The 14465-nt window shown below is 71.2% G+C and carries 13 protein-coding genes and 1 tRNA gene; 6 read left to right on the top strand and 8 right to left on the bottom strand.

Annotated elements, in window-relative coordinates:
• The first annotated feature begins 53 nt into the window (after positions 1–53).
• Complete coding sequence (locus ACLJOU_RS00070) at positions 54–422, top strand: YrdB family protein (RefSeq protein ID WP_410561687.1); 369 nt, start codon at positions 54–56, stop codon at positions 420–422.
• A 54-nt stretch (positions 423–476) separates the two neighbouring features.
• On the opposite strand, the gene ACLJOU_RS00065 is transcribed toward ACLJOU_RS00070, so the two are convergent.
• Complete coding sequence (locus ACLJOU_RS00065; protein WP_410561684.1) at positions 477–1352, bottom strand: LLM class F420-dependent oxidoreductase; 876 nt, start codon at positions 1350–1352, stop codon at positions 477–479.
• A gap of 33 nt (positions 1353–1385) precedes the next feature.
• On the bottom strand, positions 1386–2354 hold the full coding sequence (locus ACLJOU_RS00060) for a YncE family protein (protein ID WP_410561682.1): 969 nt from the start codon (positions 2352–2354) through the stop codon (positions 1386–1388).
• A gap of 136 nt (positions 2355–2490) precedes the next feature.
• Here ACLJOU_RS00060 and htpX point away from each other — a divergent pair, with 136 nt between their 5' ends.
• Positions 2491–3342, top strand: a complete 852-nt coding sequence (htpX, locus tag ACLJOU_RS00055) for a zinc metalloprotease HtpX (protein WP_410561679.1) — start codon at positions 2491–2493, stop codon at positions 3340–3342.
• Here the strand turns inward: htpX and rfbA are convergent.
• Positions 3339–4220, bottom strand: a complete 882-nt coding sequence (rfbA, locus tag ACLJOU_RS00050) for a glucose-1-phosphate thymidylyltransferase RfbA (RefSeq protein ID WP_410561676.1) — start codon at positions 4218–4220, stop codon at positions 3339–3341. The two genes, htpX and rfbA, sit on opposite strands and share 4 nt — an antisense overlap.
• A gap of 54 nt (positions 4221–4274) precedes the next feature.
• Positions 4275–5402: an exo-alpha-sialidase gene (locus ACLJOU_RS00045; RefSeq protein WP_410564631.1), complete on the bottom strand. Its 1128-nt coding sequence runs from the start codon at positions 5400–5402 to the stop codon at positions 4275–4277.
• Between the two features lie 139 nt (positions 5403–5541).
• Here ACLJOU_RS00045 and ACLJOU_RS00040 point away from each other — a divergent pair, with 139 nt between their 5' ends.
• The gene (locus tag ACLJOU_RS00040; RefSeq protein ID WP_410564630.1) at positions 5542–6195 is read left to right on the top strand and encodes a hypothetical protein; all 654 of its coding nucleotides are present in this window, start codon (positions 5542–5544) and stop codon (positions 6193–6195) included.
• A gap of 34 nt (positions 6196–6229) precedes the next feature.
• Here ACLJOU_RS00040 and ACLJOU_RS00035 read toward each other — a convergent pair whose 3' ends face one another.
• Positions 6230–6721: a YajQ family cyclic di-GMP-binding protein gene (locus tag ACLJOU_RS00035; protein ID WP_176173343.1), complete on the bottom strand. Its 492-nt coding sequence runs from the start codon at positions 6719–6721 to the stop codon at positions 6230–6232.
• Between the two features lie 129 nt (positions 6722–6850).
• On the opposite strand from ACLJOU_RS00035, the gene ACLJOU_RS00030 reads away from it, so the two are divergent.
• Together ACLJOU_RS00030 and ACLJOU_RS00025 are read left to right on the top strand one after the other, a co-directional pair.
• Positions 6851–6932 (top strand) — tRNA-Tyr (locus tag ACLJOU_RS00030).
• A gap of 410 nt (positions 6933–7342) precedes the next feature.
• On the top strand, positions 7343–8173 hold the full coding sequence (locus tag ACLJOU_RS00025; RefSeq protein ID WP_410561674.1) for a class I SAM-dependent methyltransferase: 831 nt from the start codon (positions 7343–7345) through the stop codon (positions 8171–8173).
• Between the two features lie 60 nt (positions 8174–8233).
• Here ACLJOU_RS00025 and lon read toward each other — a convergent pair whose 3' ends face one another.
• The 3 genes from lon to ACLJOU_RS00010 all read right to left on the bottom strand — a co-directional run bounded on the left by lon (position 8234) and on the right by ACLJOU_RS00010 (position 12608).
• Positions 8234–10636: an endopeptidase La gene (lon, locus tag ACLJOU_RS00020; protein ID WP_410561671.1), complete on the bottom strand. Its 2403-nt coding sequence runs from the start codon at positions 10634–10636 to the stop codon at positions 8234–8236.
• Positions 10637–10736: 100 nt separating this feature from the next.
• Positions 10737–11588: an SAM-dependent methyltransferase gene (locus ACLJOU_RS00015; RefSeq protein ID WP_410561668.1), complete on the bottom strand. Its 852-nt coding sequence runs from the start codon at positions 11586–11588 to the stop codon at positions 10737–10739.
• A 72-nt stretch (positions 11589–11660) separates the two neighbouring features.
• The gene (locus ACLJOU_RS00010) at positions 11661–12608 is read right to left on the bottom strand and encodes a GNAT family N-acetyltransferase (protein ID WP_410561665.1); all 948 of its coding nucleotides are present in this window, start codon (positions 12606–12608) and stop codon (positions 11661–11663) included.
• A 286-nt stretch (positions 12609–12894) separates the two neighbouring features.
• Here ACLJOU_RS00010 and ACLJOU_RS00005 point away from each other — a divergent pair.
• Positions 12895–14465 (top strand): diguanylate cyclase domain-containing protein (locus ACLJOU_RS00005; RefSeq protein WP_410561664.1); only part of this gene is annotated, 1571 nt, incomplete at its 3' end.

Raw genomic sequence — 14465 nt, 5'->3', positions numbered from 1 at the left:
GTACCCGGCCGAACCCGTAACGTCCACAGTGGACCTCCTCCTAGGCTGGCGGGATGACTCCGGATCCGGCTCCCCGCCTGGGCGGGTTCGCGGGCGTGGTGCTGACCGTCCGCTTCCTGACCGAGCTGGCGCTGCTCGGCGGCCTGGCCCTGGCGGGCACCCAGCTCGGCAGCGGCGTCGCGCTGGCGGTGGTGGACGCGGTGCTGCTGCCGGTGGCGGCCGCCGCGCTCTGGGGCCTGTTCATCGCGCCCCGAGCCCGCCGTCGCCTCCCGGAACCGGCCCGCTTCCTGCTGGAGTTCGCGCTCTTCGCGGTTGCGGGCGCGGTGCTGGCGCTGCTGGGCTGGTTGGTCGCGGGCATCGCGCTCGCCGTCGTGGGAATCGGCGTAGCGGCCCTGACCCGGGTGGTCGCGAAGGACGGCTGAACGCACGGGAGCCCTCCCCGCCGGACAGCGGAGAGGGCTCCTTCCGAAGGGGGTTCAGCCGATCTTCTCCGCCGCCGGGATGACCTCGGTGGCGAACTTCTCCAGCACCGCGGGCCGGTGGACGTGCGGCACCATCCCGAGCGCGACCTGGATGCCGAGCCCGTTCAGCCGTTCCAGTTCGGCCACCAGCTCGCCGGCCTTTTCGCCGTTCTCGCCGACGTCCAGGATGTGGTAGACGGTCTTGACGATCGAGTCGTAGTCGCGGCCCTCGTTCTCGCAGTGCTGCCGCAGCACGTCGAGCTTGCGCTCCAGGTCCGGCCCGTTGAAGAGGTTGCACGCGTCGGCGTACTTCGCGACGAGCTTCAGCGTCTTCTTCTCGCCGCCGCCCCCGATCATGATGAGCGGACGCGGCTTCTGCAGCGCTTGGGGCACGTTCAGCAGCCGTTCGGCGTCGAAGTGCTTGCTCTTGAACGGCGCGTCGCCCTCGGCCCACATCTGCAGCACGTACTGGAGGTTTTCCTCCAGCAGTTCGAACCGCTCGGCCACGGACGGGAACGGGAAGCCGAGCCCGCGCGACTCCTCCTCGTTCCAGCCCGCGCCGATGCCGAGGACCGCACGGCCGCCGGACAGCACGTCCAGCGTCGTGATCGCCTTGGCCAGCAGGCCGGGGTGCCGGTAGAGGACACCGGTGACGACGGTGAGCAGCTTGGCGCGCTCGGTGTGCGCGGCGATGAAGCCGAGGGTGGTGTACGCCTCGAGCATGTCGTTTTCGGTCGGGCCGACGGCGCCGATCTGGAAGAAGTGGTCCATCACGGCGATGGAGTCGAAGCCCGCCTGGTCGCCCGCGCGGACGACGGCGGCGAGGTCGGCGCCGAGCGCGGAAGCGCCGTTCGGCCAGGTGAAGTCCGGGATCTGCAGTCCGAGTTTCATGCTTCCCGACCGTATACCTGGAGTGACACCGGGTCAGAAATCGCGGACGAAGAAGACCCGGCCGTGGAGGGGGTCGGTGACCCACACCGTGCGCGCTCGCTGGTCGACGGCGACATCGCCGGGGTTCACGCCGAGCGACAGCTCGCCGCTCAGCGTGCCCGCCGTCCCGTCGACGCGGGTGAGCCCGTTCTGGCCGCCGTTGGTGTAAACCGTGTTGCTGCCCTGGTGCACCGCCAGCGCGGAGGATTCGCTGCGCAGCAGCACGGTCTTGCGCTCGGTGCGCGTCGCGGAGTCCACAATGGACATGTGGTGGATGCCGGAGTTCGCGACGTACACCGTTCCGCTCGCGTGGTGCACCGCGACGTCGGTGGGACTGCGCCCGACCTTCACCGAAGCGACGAACGTCCCGCTGTCGGCCGAGAACACCTCGACCGAATCGGTGGCCGGGCTCGCGCAGTAGGCCAGCTTGCGGCCGGGGTCGACGCCGATCCCGGCGAACCCCGGCTTCGGGCCCGGGACGAGCGCGGCGAGCGTGCAGCTCACGCCGTCGAGCACGGCGAGCGTGCCGGTGGTGCCGCTGGCCGCGTAGACGCGGTCGGCCGATTCGTCGACCGCGAGCGCCGAGGCGCCGGCCCCCGCGCCGATCACGCTCACCAGGTCGTGGGTCCGCGTGTCGAGCACCACCACCGTGCCCGCCGGCGGGTTGGCGACGTAGACCCGGCCGGCCTTCGGGTCGATCGCGACGTCGCCGGGTTCGCCCCCGACGTCGATCACGTCGGCGACCGACGCGCTGCGCGGATCCACCACGGCCACCGTCCCGGCCTCGGCGTCGGTGACGTACGCGAGGCCCGTGACCGGGTTCACCGCGATCCCGCCCGGGCTGCCGCCGACGTCGATCGAGCGGACGCCCTCCGCCCGCGCCGCGCCGGGCAGGACGAGGGTGCCGAAACCCGCCGTGACCAGCGCGAACAGGGTGCGTCGACGTAGCCGGCGAGCTCCCATCGGCGCCTCCGCTCGTGATCGTTTCGCCGTTCGAGCGTAACCGTCGCCCGCCCCACGTGAAGGAACTTCGCGTCGCCCGATCGCGTTGTTTCCACTGGGTAAACCCACTCGGGACAGCGGACGGAGGCGAGCGCACGTGCACGGGCACCAGAACGGACTCAAGACGGCATTGCTGCTCGGCCTGCTGTCGGCGATCATCGTCGCGATCAGCGGGCTGTTCGGCCGCGGCGCACTGGTCATCGGGCTGGTCGTCGCCCTCGGGATGAACGCGTTCGCCTATTTCAACTCCGACAAGCTGGCGCTGCGCGCGATGCGGGCGCGGCCGGTGTCGGAGGTCGAGCAGCCCGCGATGTACCGGATCGTGCGCGAGCTCGCGCAGGTGGCGCGGCAGCCGATGCCGCAGCTGTACATCAGCCCGACCGTCGCCCCCAACGCGTTCGCGACCGGCCGCAGCCCCCGGCACGCGGCGGTGTGCTGCACCACCGGCATCCTCGACCTGCTCGACGAGCGGGAGCTGCGGGCCGTGCTCGGCCACGAGCTGTCGCACGTCTACAACCGCGACATCCTGATCTCGTGCGTGGCCGGCGCATTGGCCAGCCTGATCAGCGTGCTCGCGAACATCGCGCTGTTCTTCGGCGGCAACAACCGCGACGGGAACCCCCTGCTCAGCCTGCTGCTGGTGTTCGTCGGGCCGATCGCGGCGGCCGTCATCCGGATGGGCGTGAGCCGGTCGCGGGAGTACCAGGCCGACGCGTCCGGGGCCGAGCTGACCGGCGACCCCCTGGGCCTGGCCTCGGCGCTGCGGAAGCTGGACGCCGGGACGCGGGCGCGGCCGCTGGTCGCCGAGCCCCAGCTGGTGTCGCAGTCGCACCTGATGATCGCGAACCCGTTCCGCCCCGGCGAGGGCCTGAGCAGGCTGTTCTCGACCCACCCGCCGATCTCCGACCGCATCGCGCGGCTCGAGGAGATGGCCCGGCGCCCGTTCTAGGCCGACGCGCCCGCCGCCACGGCGACGGCCTTCACGTAGTCGCCGTAGCCGGACTTCGCCAGCTTCGCGCCCAGCGCGTAGCACTCGTCGGCGTCGATGAAGTTCATCCGCAGGGCGATCTCCTCGAGACAGGCGATGCGCACGCCGGTGCGGTGCTCCAGCACCTGCACGAACTGGCCGGCTTCGAGCAGCGAGTCGTGCGTGCCGGTGTCGAGCCAGGCGAACCCGCGGCTGAGCTCGACGAGCGTGGCGCGGTCCCGGCGCAGGTAGGTCAGGTTTACGTCGGTGATCTCGAGCTCACCGCGCGCCGACGGCTTCAGCGCGCGGGCGATGTCGACGACCTCGTTGTCGTAGAAGTACAGCCCGGTGATCGCCTTGTTCGAGCGCGGCTTCAGCGGCTTTTCCTCGATGGTGAGCAGCTTGCCCGCCGCGTCGACCTCGCCGACGCCGTAGCGCTCGGGGTCCTTGACCGGGTAGCCGAACAGGACGCAGCCGTCGAGTTCGCGCACGGCCTGCTGCAGGCGGCCGGAGAAGCCCTGGCCGTAGAAGATGTTGTCGCCGAGGACGAGCGCCACGTCGTCGTCGCCGATGAAGTCCGCGCCGATCACGAAGGCCTCGGCCAGCCCGTTCGGGCTCGGCTGCTCGGCGTAGGAGAAGGAGACGCCGAACTGGTCGCCGTTGCCCAGCAGCCTGCGGAACATCGGCAGGTCGGTGGGGGTGGAGATGACGAGGATCTCGCGGATCCCGGCCAGCATCAGCACCGAGATCGGGTAGTAGACCATCGGTTTGTCGTAGACCGGCAGCAGCTGTTTGGACACCGCCTGGGTGATCGGGTGCAGGCGTGTCCCGCTGCCTCCGGCCAGCACGATGCCCTTCATGGACGGCCTCCCTTTTCGGCGTGGCTTGAGACCTCCTCACCCTACGGGCCGCCCCTAGAGGACGGATCCCTTACCGAAGTAGGCCTTGCAGCCGGAGTCGTCCTCGGTGGCGATCTCGAGCACGTTCCGGCCGTCGTCGACCGGCAGCAGCGTCGAGGAGTAGTTGGGGCAGAAGTAGTTGGCGACGCCGCTGATGTGGACGGGAGCGGGCAGTTCGTACCAGTGGCCGCTGCCGAAGTCGTCGTTGGCCAGCAGCACCTGGCCGTTCCCGGGCTGCGGCACCCCCTTCGCGTCGGTGTAGATCTGCCCGACCATGACGATCCGCACCCCGTTCGGGCCGCCGGGGAACAGGGTGATCGTCTGCGCGTGCTGGAAGTAGTTGCCGGTGGCGGTTTCGACCCGGGTGCCGGGGTCGGCGGGGTCGCCCCAGTTGGCGCCGTCGTCGGAGATCTTGAAGTACGGGTCGCAGTAGCGGTCGCGGAAGTTGCAGATCTCGTAGGCGAAGTAGTACCGGCCGTCCGGCAGCCGCCGGATGATCGGCATGCCCGGGCGGACGCGGTCCGGCGGGATCGCCACGGTGAGCTGCTTGGTGCCCCACGTGACGCCGTCGGTCGAGGCGACCCGGTTGAGCACCTGCGCGTACTTCGGCGCCTGCGTCTCGTCGGCGAAGTGGAGCCAGAGGGTGCCGCCGGCGTCCACGGTGAACTCGGGTTCCCACATGCCGTCGAAGTTGTGCGACCGCGCGGCCTCGGACAGGAAGCTCCAGGAGTGGCCGCCGTCCTTGCTGGCCCAGACGCGGATCCCGATGCGGCGCTGCGGGCCGGCGTCCTGCCGGTAGGAGGCGGCCCACAGCAGCGTGCCCGCGCGGAGCCTGCCGACGCGCTCCGGCAGTTCGTAGACGGTGCCGCAGCACATGCCGGTCCGGCCCTCGGGGTCGCGGATCGCGCCGATCCGGTGGAACGACTCGCCCTCGTCGGTGCTCTCCAGGACGGGGGTGAACTTGCCGTCGGCGTCTTCGCTGGTCAGGGTGGCAATGATCCGCCCGCGGCCGTGTTCGAGGCGGATCAGCCGCGGGTACGCGCCGAAACCGGGGACGAGTTGCTTGCGCTCGGCGGCGCGCGCCGGCGTCAGCAGCGAAGCGACGGCGGTGAGCGTCAGCACGAAGACCAGCCAGCGGCGCAACCAGACCCCCTCCACGCGGTGACCGCGCGATTACAACACGGCCGGACGGAGGGCACGGGACGCATTCACGCGTTCGGGTAACGAAGCCGCTGTCGGGGCCGAAAGTCACCGGAGGGACCGTCGAGGGGGAACAGTGAAGATGCGGCTGGGGTTGCTGCTGGTCTTGGTGTGGGCGTCGGCGTGCGCGCCGGCGACGGGCTACGGGACGATCGTCGCGGATCCGACGTCCCCTGCGGCGGCGGCTCCCCCGACGGCGCCCGCGGCCCCTCGCGACGTGCCGTCCGAGACGCACACGGGCACGGAAAGCGGCGAGTTCGCGACGACGTGGCCGGCGGACCAGCTGGGCTTCTTCACGTTCGAGTGCCCGAAGTGCACGTCCAACGTGATCATCGACACCGACGGCGGCGACCACGGCCTGGTGAACGCGATCGGCGCGTACCAGGGCACGAAGTGGTTCAACACGGACCCCCGCCGCCCGGTGACGCGGGTGACGGTCCACGCGAACGCCCCCTGGACGGCGACGATCGCGGACCACCGAAGCGTCCCGACGGCGGCGAGCGGCCAGGAGGCGCCGGGCAAGGGGGACGCGGTCCTGAAGCTCCCGGCGGGGGTGACGCGGGTGAAGTTCACGGCCAGGACGCGCGGCAACGTGGGGCTGTGGGTGCTGTCGCCGGAGACCCGCGACCTGATCGTCAACCAGATCGGCGACCTGGCGGTGGAGCGGGACGTCCACGGACCGGCGTTGCTGCAGGTGGCGGGCTACGAGGCGAGCTGGACGCTGACCCCGTCCTGAGCGGGCACCCGGCGACCGGGTGCCCGCGGCGGCGTCACCGGTAGTTGGTGAACTGCAGCGCGATCTCGAAGTCCTTGCCCTTCAGCAGGGCGATGACCTCCTGCAGCTGGTCCTTCTTCTTGCCCGACACCCGCAGCTGGTCGCCCTGGATCTGGGCCTGGACGCCCTTGGGGCCTTCGTCGCGGATGAACTTGGCGATCTGCTTCGCCTTGTCCGAGGCGATGCCCTGGAGGATCTTGCCGGAGATCTTGTAGATCTTGCCCGACAGGGCCGGCTCGCCCGCTTCGAACGCCTTCAGGGAGATGCTGCGCTTGATCAGCTTCTCCTTGAACACCTCGACCGCCGCGAGCGCGCGCTCCTCGGTCTCGGACTCGATCGTGAGCGCTTCCTCGCCGGCCCAGTTGATCGTCGTGCCGGTGCCGCGGAAGTCGAACCGCGTGCCCAGCTCCTTGCTCGCCTGGTTGAGCGCGTTGTCCACCTCCTGGCGGTCGACCTTGCTCACGACGTCGAAAGAGGGATCCGCCACGTGTCCTCACACCTCGTACTCGCTTGTCAGGGGCCTCCCAGCCTAGCCCCTGCCGGGGGACGGGTATCCCGGTTGACCCCTGCTCGGGGGTGTTGGGTAAGCTTCTCCCCGGCCGGGACGACCGGCCTGGGCGGGTTACCCGAGTGGCCAAAGGGGACTGGCTGTAAACCAGTTGGCATTGCCTACGGGGGTTCGAATCCCTCACCCGCCACGTTCGTTCGGGAGAGAGCCTCGACTGCGAAAAGCGCAGTCGAGGCTCTCTCCCGTTATGCCTTTTGGGGGTCGAACCCCCAAACCCCCGCCAAGGGGCTCCGCCCCCTGGACCCCCGGCCGTGGTCACTTCTGCCTTGCCGCGCCTTTCTGGGTCGAAGAGAATTGGTTCCAGAAATCTGGACGGCCGAATAAGGCCTGGTGGTCGGCTATGTGCCGGATGGGCGTTATCGCCGGGTCATCCCGGCAAAGCCGCACGTCGGAGGTCCCTGCTCGCCGGTTCGGGGCAACGGACGCTGCGCCTTTCGATCGGTTTCCGGAATCACTCGTAACGCATTTCTTGAGCGACTCGACCCCAGTCTCGGGGTGCAGGGCTGCCGGGGATTCCACCGAGTCGTTGGAGGCACAACCATGTCCATTCCCGTGACGACGCGGCCCGTCCGCGAGGAGCTGGTGCGGGTGCAGTACGCCGAGCCCGCGCTCGTTGCCGGCTACGCGGACGACCACGCCGGATGGGGACCCACCGCGCGGTACCACCATTCGCGGCGCTACGCCATCGACCAGGTGCTCGCCGGGTGTGCCGGCGGCGACCTGCTCGACGTCGGGTGCGGGCCGGGCATGATGGTGCGCCACCTGCTCGACAGCCGGCCCGGCGACTTCCGGATCACCGCGTGCGACCAGTCGCCCGCCATGATCGAGGCCGTTGCCGCGCGTGCGGGCGACGGGGTCACGCTGGCCGTGGGCGACATCCAGGAGATGCCGTTCGGCGACCGGCAGTTCGACGTCGTCCTCGCCATGGGCGTCCTCGAGTACGCCGATGCCGCCCAAGCCCTGCACGAAGTCGCCCGCGTCACGCGGCCCGGCGGCCTCGTCGTGACGACCATGCTCAACCCGCGCAGCCCGTACCGGCTCTTCGAATGGGGCGTTTTCTGGCCCGCGCGCCGTACCCTCGGCGCGCTGGAACGCCTCGTCGGCGTTCCGCCGTCCGGACGGCACGGTGCCCGGCGCACCGGGATCGTCGCGCTCACCCCGCGGCGCCTGCGGGAACTGCTGTGGCGCGCCGGCCTGCAGCCGGGGGAGGTCGTCGCCTACGACGTCACCGCGTCCGTGCCGCCGGTCGACCGGCTGGTCCGGCGCCGGGACCGCTCGTGGCGGGAGCGTCCGGAGTCGACGGTCGCGCGCGGGGCGAAGCGGTGGCTGGGCACCGGCTACCTCATCGCCTCCCGGCGGCTCGACGCATAGGGGAACGGCCGGTTTCCCTTGGGGGAGAGGGAAACCGGCCGTCCATGGCGGCGCTCGGGGTTACGCCGCCTGGGAAACCGGCGTCGAAGCCGGGGTCAGGGCGAGGTCGAGGACCTCGCGGACGTTCGCCACCGCGTGCACGTCGAGCTGCGAAAGCACCTCGGCCGGGACGTCGTCGAGGTCCGGCTCGTTGCGCTGCGGGATGATCACCGTCTTCATCCCCGCCCGGTGCGCGGCCAGCAGCTTCTGCTTCACGCCGCCGATCGGCAGGACGCGCCCGGTCAGGGACACCTCGCCGGTCATCGCGACGTCCGCCTTGACCACGCGGCCGGAGAGCAGCGACGCCAGCGCCGTCGTCATCGTGACGCCCGCCGACGGCCCGTCCTTCGGGACCGCGCCCGCCGGGACGTGCACGTGGATACCGCGCTTGCGCAGGTCGCCCACCGGCAGCTCCAGCTCCGCGCCGTGCGAGCGCAGGTAGGACAGCGCGATCTGCACCGACTCCTTCATCACGTCGCCGAGCTGGCCGGTCAGCTGCAGTCCGGACGCGCCGGACTCCTCGTCGGCCAGCGACGCCTCGATGTAGAGGACGTCACCGCCGGCGCCGGTCACCGCCAGGCCCGTCGCCACGCCCGGGGTCGCCGTGCGCTGCGTCGACGCCGGGAGCGACGACTCCGGGATGTGCCGCGGGCGGCCCAGGTAGGTCTCGAGGTCCGCAGCGTCGATCGCGAGCGGCAGCGACACCTCGTCGAGCGCCACCTTGGTCGCGACCTTCCGCAGCACCTTGGCGATCGTGCGGTTCGCGTCGCGCACGCCCGCCTCGCGGGTGTACTCGGCGGCGATCCGGCTGAAAGCGGCGTCCGTCAGCACGACGTCCGAAGCGCCAAGGCCGGCGCGCTCCAGCTCGCGGGGGAGCAGGTGGTCGCGGGCGATGGTCACCTTCTCGTGCTCGGTGTAGCCGTCCAGCGTGACGAGCTCCATGCGGTCCAGCAGCGGGCCGGGGATGGTCTCCAGCGCGTTGGCCGTGGCCAGGAACACGACGTCGGACAGGTCGAGCTCGACCTCGAGGTAGTGGTCGCGGAACGTGTGGTTCTGCTCCGGGTCCAGCACTTCGAGCAGTGCCGCGGTCGGGTCGCCGCGGTAGTCGGCACCCACCTTGTCGATCTCGTCGAGCAGCACGACCGGGTTCATCGAGCCGGCTTCCTTGATGGCGCGGACGATCCGGCCGGGCAGCGCGCCGACGTAGGTGCGGCGGTGCCCGCGGATCTCCGCCTCGTCGCGGATGCCGCCCAGCGCGACCCGGACGAACTTGCGGCCCATGGCCTTCGCGACGGACTCACCCAGCGACGTCTTGCCGACCCCGGGAGGGCCCGCGAGGGCGAGCACGGCGCCCGAACGACGGCCGCCGACCGGGCCCATGCCCGATTCCGCGCGGCGCTTGCGCACGGCCAGGTACTCGATGATGCGTTCCTTGACGTCGTCCAGACCCGCGTGGTCGGCGTCCAAAACGGCCCGCGCGGCCGCGATGTCGTAGACGTCCTCGGTGCGCTCGTTCCAGGGCAGCTCCAGGACGGTGTCCAGCCAGGTGCGGATCCAGCCGCCCTCGGGGGACTGCTCGGACGTGCGGTCCAGCTTGTCCACTTCGGCCAGTGCGGCCTTCTTGACGGCGTCGGGCAGTTCGGCGGCCTCGACGCGGGCGCGGTAGTCCGTCTCGTCGGCGGTGCCGTCGAGCTCGCCGAGCTCCTTGCGGATGGCCTCGAGCTGGCGGCGCAGCAGGAACTCCTTCTGCTGCTTCTCCATGCCCTCGGCGACGTCCTTGCGGATCGTGTCGGTGACCTCGAGCTCGGCCAGGTGCTCCTTGCTCCACTCGAGCGCCTTCTCCAGGCGCGCGGTGACGTCCAAAGTGGACAGCAGTTCGAGCTTCTGGTCGGTGGACAGGTACGGCGCGTTGCCGGAGAGGTCGGCGACCGCGGAGGCGTCCTCGACCTGCTGGACGGCGTCGATCAGCTGCCAGCCGCCGCGCTGCTGGAGGATCGAGATGACGACGGCCTTGTACTCGGCCGCGAGCTTGGCGGTCTGGTCGTTCGTGGTCTCGGGGGCGTCCTCGGCGTGCACCCAGCGGGCGGCGCCGGGGCCGTCGGCGATCCGGCCGACGACCGCGCGGGCGGTGCCGCGCAGCAGGACGGCGGCCTTGCCGCCGGGCACGCGGCCGATGCGCTCGACCGTGGCGACGGTGCCGTGCTCGGCGTACTCGCCGTGGACGCGGGGGACGATGAGGACTTCGGCCTTCGGGGCCGCGGAAGAGCGGATTCCGGGGAAGGACGCCGGGGTGGGCGTCTTGGCCTGGGCGGACTCCACCGCTGCCCGCGTCTCGGTGTCGGTCAGGTCGAGCGGGACGACCATGCCCGGCAGCACGACGTCGTCATCGAGCGGGAGCACGGGCAGGAGGCGGGTGTCGGACATGTGCACTCCTCGTGTAGTTGAGTCTGCCTAGCTCAACTCTCCGATGGGTGCGTTTGTTTCCGATGGTGCGTTCGCCCACAGCGATCGGCAAAGGTGCAGGTCAGGCGGGTTTTTCCGCGACGGCGCACCACGCGAAGGGACGCGCCTCCGCCTCGAGGGCGTTGATTTTCCGGTCCGGCCGCCAGTCCGGCAGGTGCACGATCCCGGGCTCGAGGAGCCGCCAGTCCCCGAAGAGCGGCTCGATCTCCTCGCGGTTGCGGAGCCAGACCGGGTTGCTCGTCTTCCGGTACTGCTCGACGAACCAGCGCAGCCCCTCCAGGTAGGGACCGTCGCCGTCGCCTTCGCTCATCTGCGAGATCGCCAGCCAGCTGCCCGGGGCGAGCGCGTCGCGGTACGCCGCCAGCAGCCCCTCCGGGTCGTCGTCCGGGCCGACGAAGTGCAGCACCGCCGCCATGATCAGGCAGACCGGCTGCGAGAAGTCGATCAGCCGCCGCGTCTCTTCGGCGCGCAGCACGGACTTCGCGTCCCGCATGTCGGCCTGGACGATGCCGGCCCAGTCGGTCGCCACGCTCTCTTCGAGGATGAGCGTCGCGTGGGCGACGGCGACCGGCTCGTAATCGACGTAGACCACCTTCGCGTCGTGGTCCTCCGGCAGCTCCGCCTCGACGACTTCGTGCACGTTGCCGGCCGTCGGCACGCCGGAACCGAGGTCGATGAACTGCCGGATGCCGGCCCGCAGCGCCGCCCGGACCGCGCGGTTCATGAACTCGCGGTTCTGCTTGGACCCCGGGCGCACCAGCGGCCACTGCTGCTCCATGCGCCGGCCGAACTCGCGGTCCACGGCCCAGTTCTGGGTACCGCCCAGGTACCAGTCGTAGATCCGGGCCGCGGACGGCTTCTCGGTGTCGACACCCTCGGGCGCTCTCGGCGCGGAATCCCGCTGGTCGGTCACTTCAGGGCTCCCCTCACTGGCGGCGGGGGCCAGCCTATAAGCCGGGCCCGGCCCGGGTAATCCACCAGTAGTTCACCGAACAGCCGGTCGACGCTGCCAGTACGTCCACAGCGGGCGGTAGCCCTGCGCGTACCAGAACGGCGTCGACAGCGGGTTCGCCGCCGCGTGGTGCAGCAGGACGACGTCGGCGCCTTCCTCGTCGAGGACCTGGTGGGCGTGCGTCGCCAGCGCCGTGCCGACGCCGGACGACCGGGCGGCCTCGGCCACGGCCAGTGACGACAGGTACCCGACGCGCGCGGCGGCGACGCGGCTGCTGATCCAGCCGGTCTCGCCCGGGTGCTGGACGCTCACCATGCCGAGCGGACGGCCGTACAGCTCGGCGATCCACAGCGGCGGCTCCGGCCGCTTCAGCTGCTCGGCGAGGTCCTTGGCCAGGATGTCCTCGACGCCGGTGCGCCAGTTCACCGTGCCGTACTGGGCGTCGTAGGAGTGCAGCTCCATGCCGAGCGCCACCGCCGTCTCCAGGTCGCCGGGCTCGGCGCGGCGGATCTTGACGCCCGGGGTGCCGAGCGGGGTCGCCGGGACCAGCCGCTGGGCGGGCCGGACCGCGATCACCCGCAGCGGCGCGAAGCCGTGGTGCAGCATTTCGCGGCCGCCGGCCGCGTCGCGGCTCGCGCGCGGCACGATCGCCGCCGTCTCCGTGTCACCCGGTTCAGCGACCGCGCGCAGATGTTCATCCCATCGGGTGAGGAGGGCGTCGAGGACGGCCGCCGGCTGCGGCCCGGCCAGCTGGAGGTCGAGCCGGTGCTCGGTCAGCGCCCGCCACGGCGCGTTGGGGGCGTCGCGGTCGACCTGGACGCGGGACGCGAGCCCGGACGCGGCCGAGTCGCCCGTCGCCACCTCCAGGACCACGGCGTTTTCCGCCGCCTCGAAGGGAGTCGAACCGGGGAGCAGGGGATCCACCGCCGCGAGCCGTGCCGCGTGTTCGGTGGCAATCACGTCGCTGTGCATGGGGCCCATTGAAGCGCTACCCGCGTCGCTGTGTGCAGGGAACCGGGCTAGTTACGACACCTCCCCTTTCGGGGGGTCCGGGTGGCGGAGCCCCCGGCTCGGGGCGGAGCCCCGGGTGTCACGGTTTCACCCCTTGGTCCACGCAGGTCAGCGCGTTCGAGGCATTGTTAACCCTGGGGTGATCTCCTACTGTCTCGAAAGGGACGCGGGTACGCCCTACGGGGTACGGTATGGCCCCTGTCCACACCCGAAGTCACGGATCAGCACCGGTGGACAAGCCGGGAGGGAAGGTCGGATGCCGGACACCAACGCCCACGGTGACGCCGTCGCGCAGGCGCAGCCCGGGCCGGGAGCCGCTTCCGGGACACCGCCCGTCTCCGCTGAAGCCCGCACCGACGAACGCCGGTTCCGGGTCTACACCTTCGCCGTCCTGAGCCTCGGGCTCGTCGCCGCGTTCGCGGTCGGCTCGTGGCTGCCGTTCGAGTGGAACGACCGGCTGCTGTGGATCGGGCCCGTGCTCGCGGTGGCCTTCCTGCTCGCCGAACAGCTCGGCATCAACGTCGACGTCCGCAGCGGCATCTCGTGGACGATCTCCTTCACCGAGATCCCGCTCGTCATCGGGTTCTTCATCGCGCCGTTCGAGGTGGTGCTGGCCGCGCACCTGGTCGCCGGCATCGGCACGCTGCTCGCGCGCAAGGTCGCCGGCCGCGTCCTCTACAACGCGGGCGCGTTCCTGCTCGAGATCACCGGCGCCTTCGCGGTCGCCGGGCTGGTGAAGCACCTGGTCGGCACGGGCGACAAGATCCCGTGGGTCGCGGCGCTGGCGGGCACCCTGACCGCGCCGCTGGTGAGCACGCTGCTCGCACTGGCCGCGGTCCGGGTGCTGCGCCGCCGCATGCGGGTCAGCACCGCCGTCCGGCTGACCGGGCGGATCCTGGTCGTCGGCTTCGTCAACGCGTCGGTCGGTCTCTCCGGCTACCTCGTCATCTCCAGCACGCCCAAGGCGTGGCCGCTGGTGCTCGCCGTCTTCCTCGGCCTCACCGCGCTGTACTGGGCGTACTCCGACCTGCTGCGCGAGCAGCGGGACATGGAGGCGCTCTCGGACGTCAGCCTGATGGTGGCCCGCTCGGGCCAGCAGGCCGCGGCCCGCCCGGCCAGCCGTGCCGACGAGCTCGTCGGCGGCGTCGACGTCCGCGAATGGGCCACGATCGCCGAGCGCATCAAGGACCAGCTCGCGGCCGGCCGCGTCGTGCTGAGACTCCGGCTGGAACCGAAGGACACCATGCGGGTCGTGGTCGCCGGCGACGACCTGCCGGTCGCGGATCCCGCCGCCGACGACCCGCTGCTGCGGCTGCCCGGCGCGCACGTCCGGCACTTCCGGATCACCGAGGCCAACCCCGACGTCCGCGCGGCGCTGCTCGACCGCGGCGCGCAGGAGGCGCTCGTCGTGCCGCTGCGCAGCGCGAACCGGCTGCTCGGCGTCGTCGAGGCGCACGACCGGCTGTCCCGCTGGCGCGGCTTCGGCAAGTACGACGTCCAGCTGCTCGGCACGATGGCCAGCCACCTCGCGACGTCACTGGACAACCGGCGCCTGCTGGCCACTCTGCGCCACGACGCCTACCACGACCCGCTCACCGGGCACCTCAACCGGCCGGGCTTCCGGCAGGTGGCGAAGGAGCCGCTGCGGGACTTCGCCAACGCGGTGGTGCTGCGGATCGACCTCGACGTCTTCTCGACGGTCAGCGACGCGCTCGGCTACGCCTGGGCCGACCGGATGGTCGTCGCCGCCGGCCGCCGCATCCGCGACGCGCTCGGCCCCGACGTCCCGCTCGCCCGGCTCGAAGGCGCGTCCTTCGCGGCGCTGCT

The organism is Amycolatopsis sp. cmx-4-61, from assembly GCF_046548775.1.
Lineage (GTDB): Bacteria > Actinomycetota > Actinomycetes > Mycobacteriales > Pseudonocardiaceae > Amycolatopsis.
The sequence above is the reverse complement of the archived record's forward strand: the minus strand, read 5'-3'. Positions and strand labels throughout refer to the sequence as shown.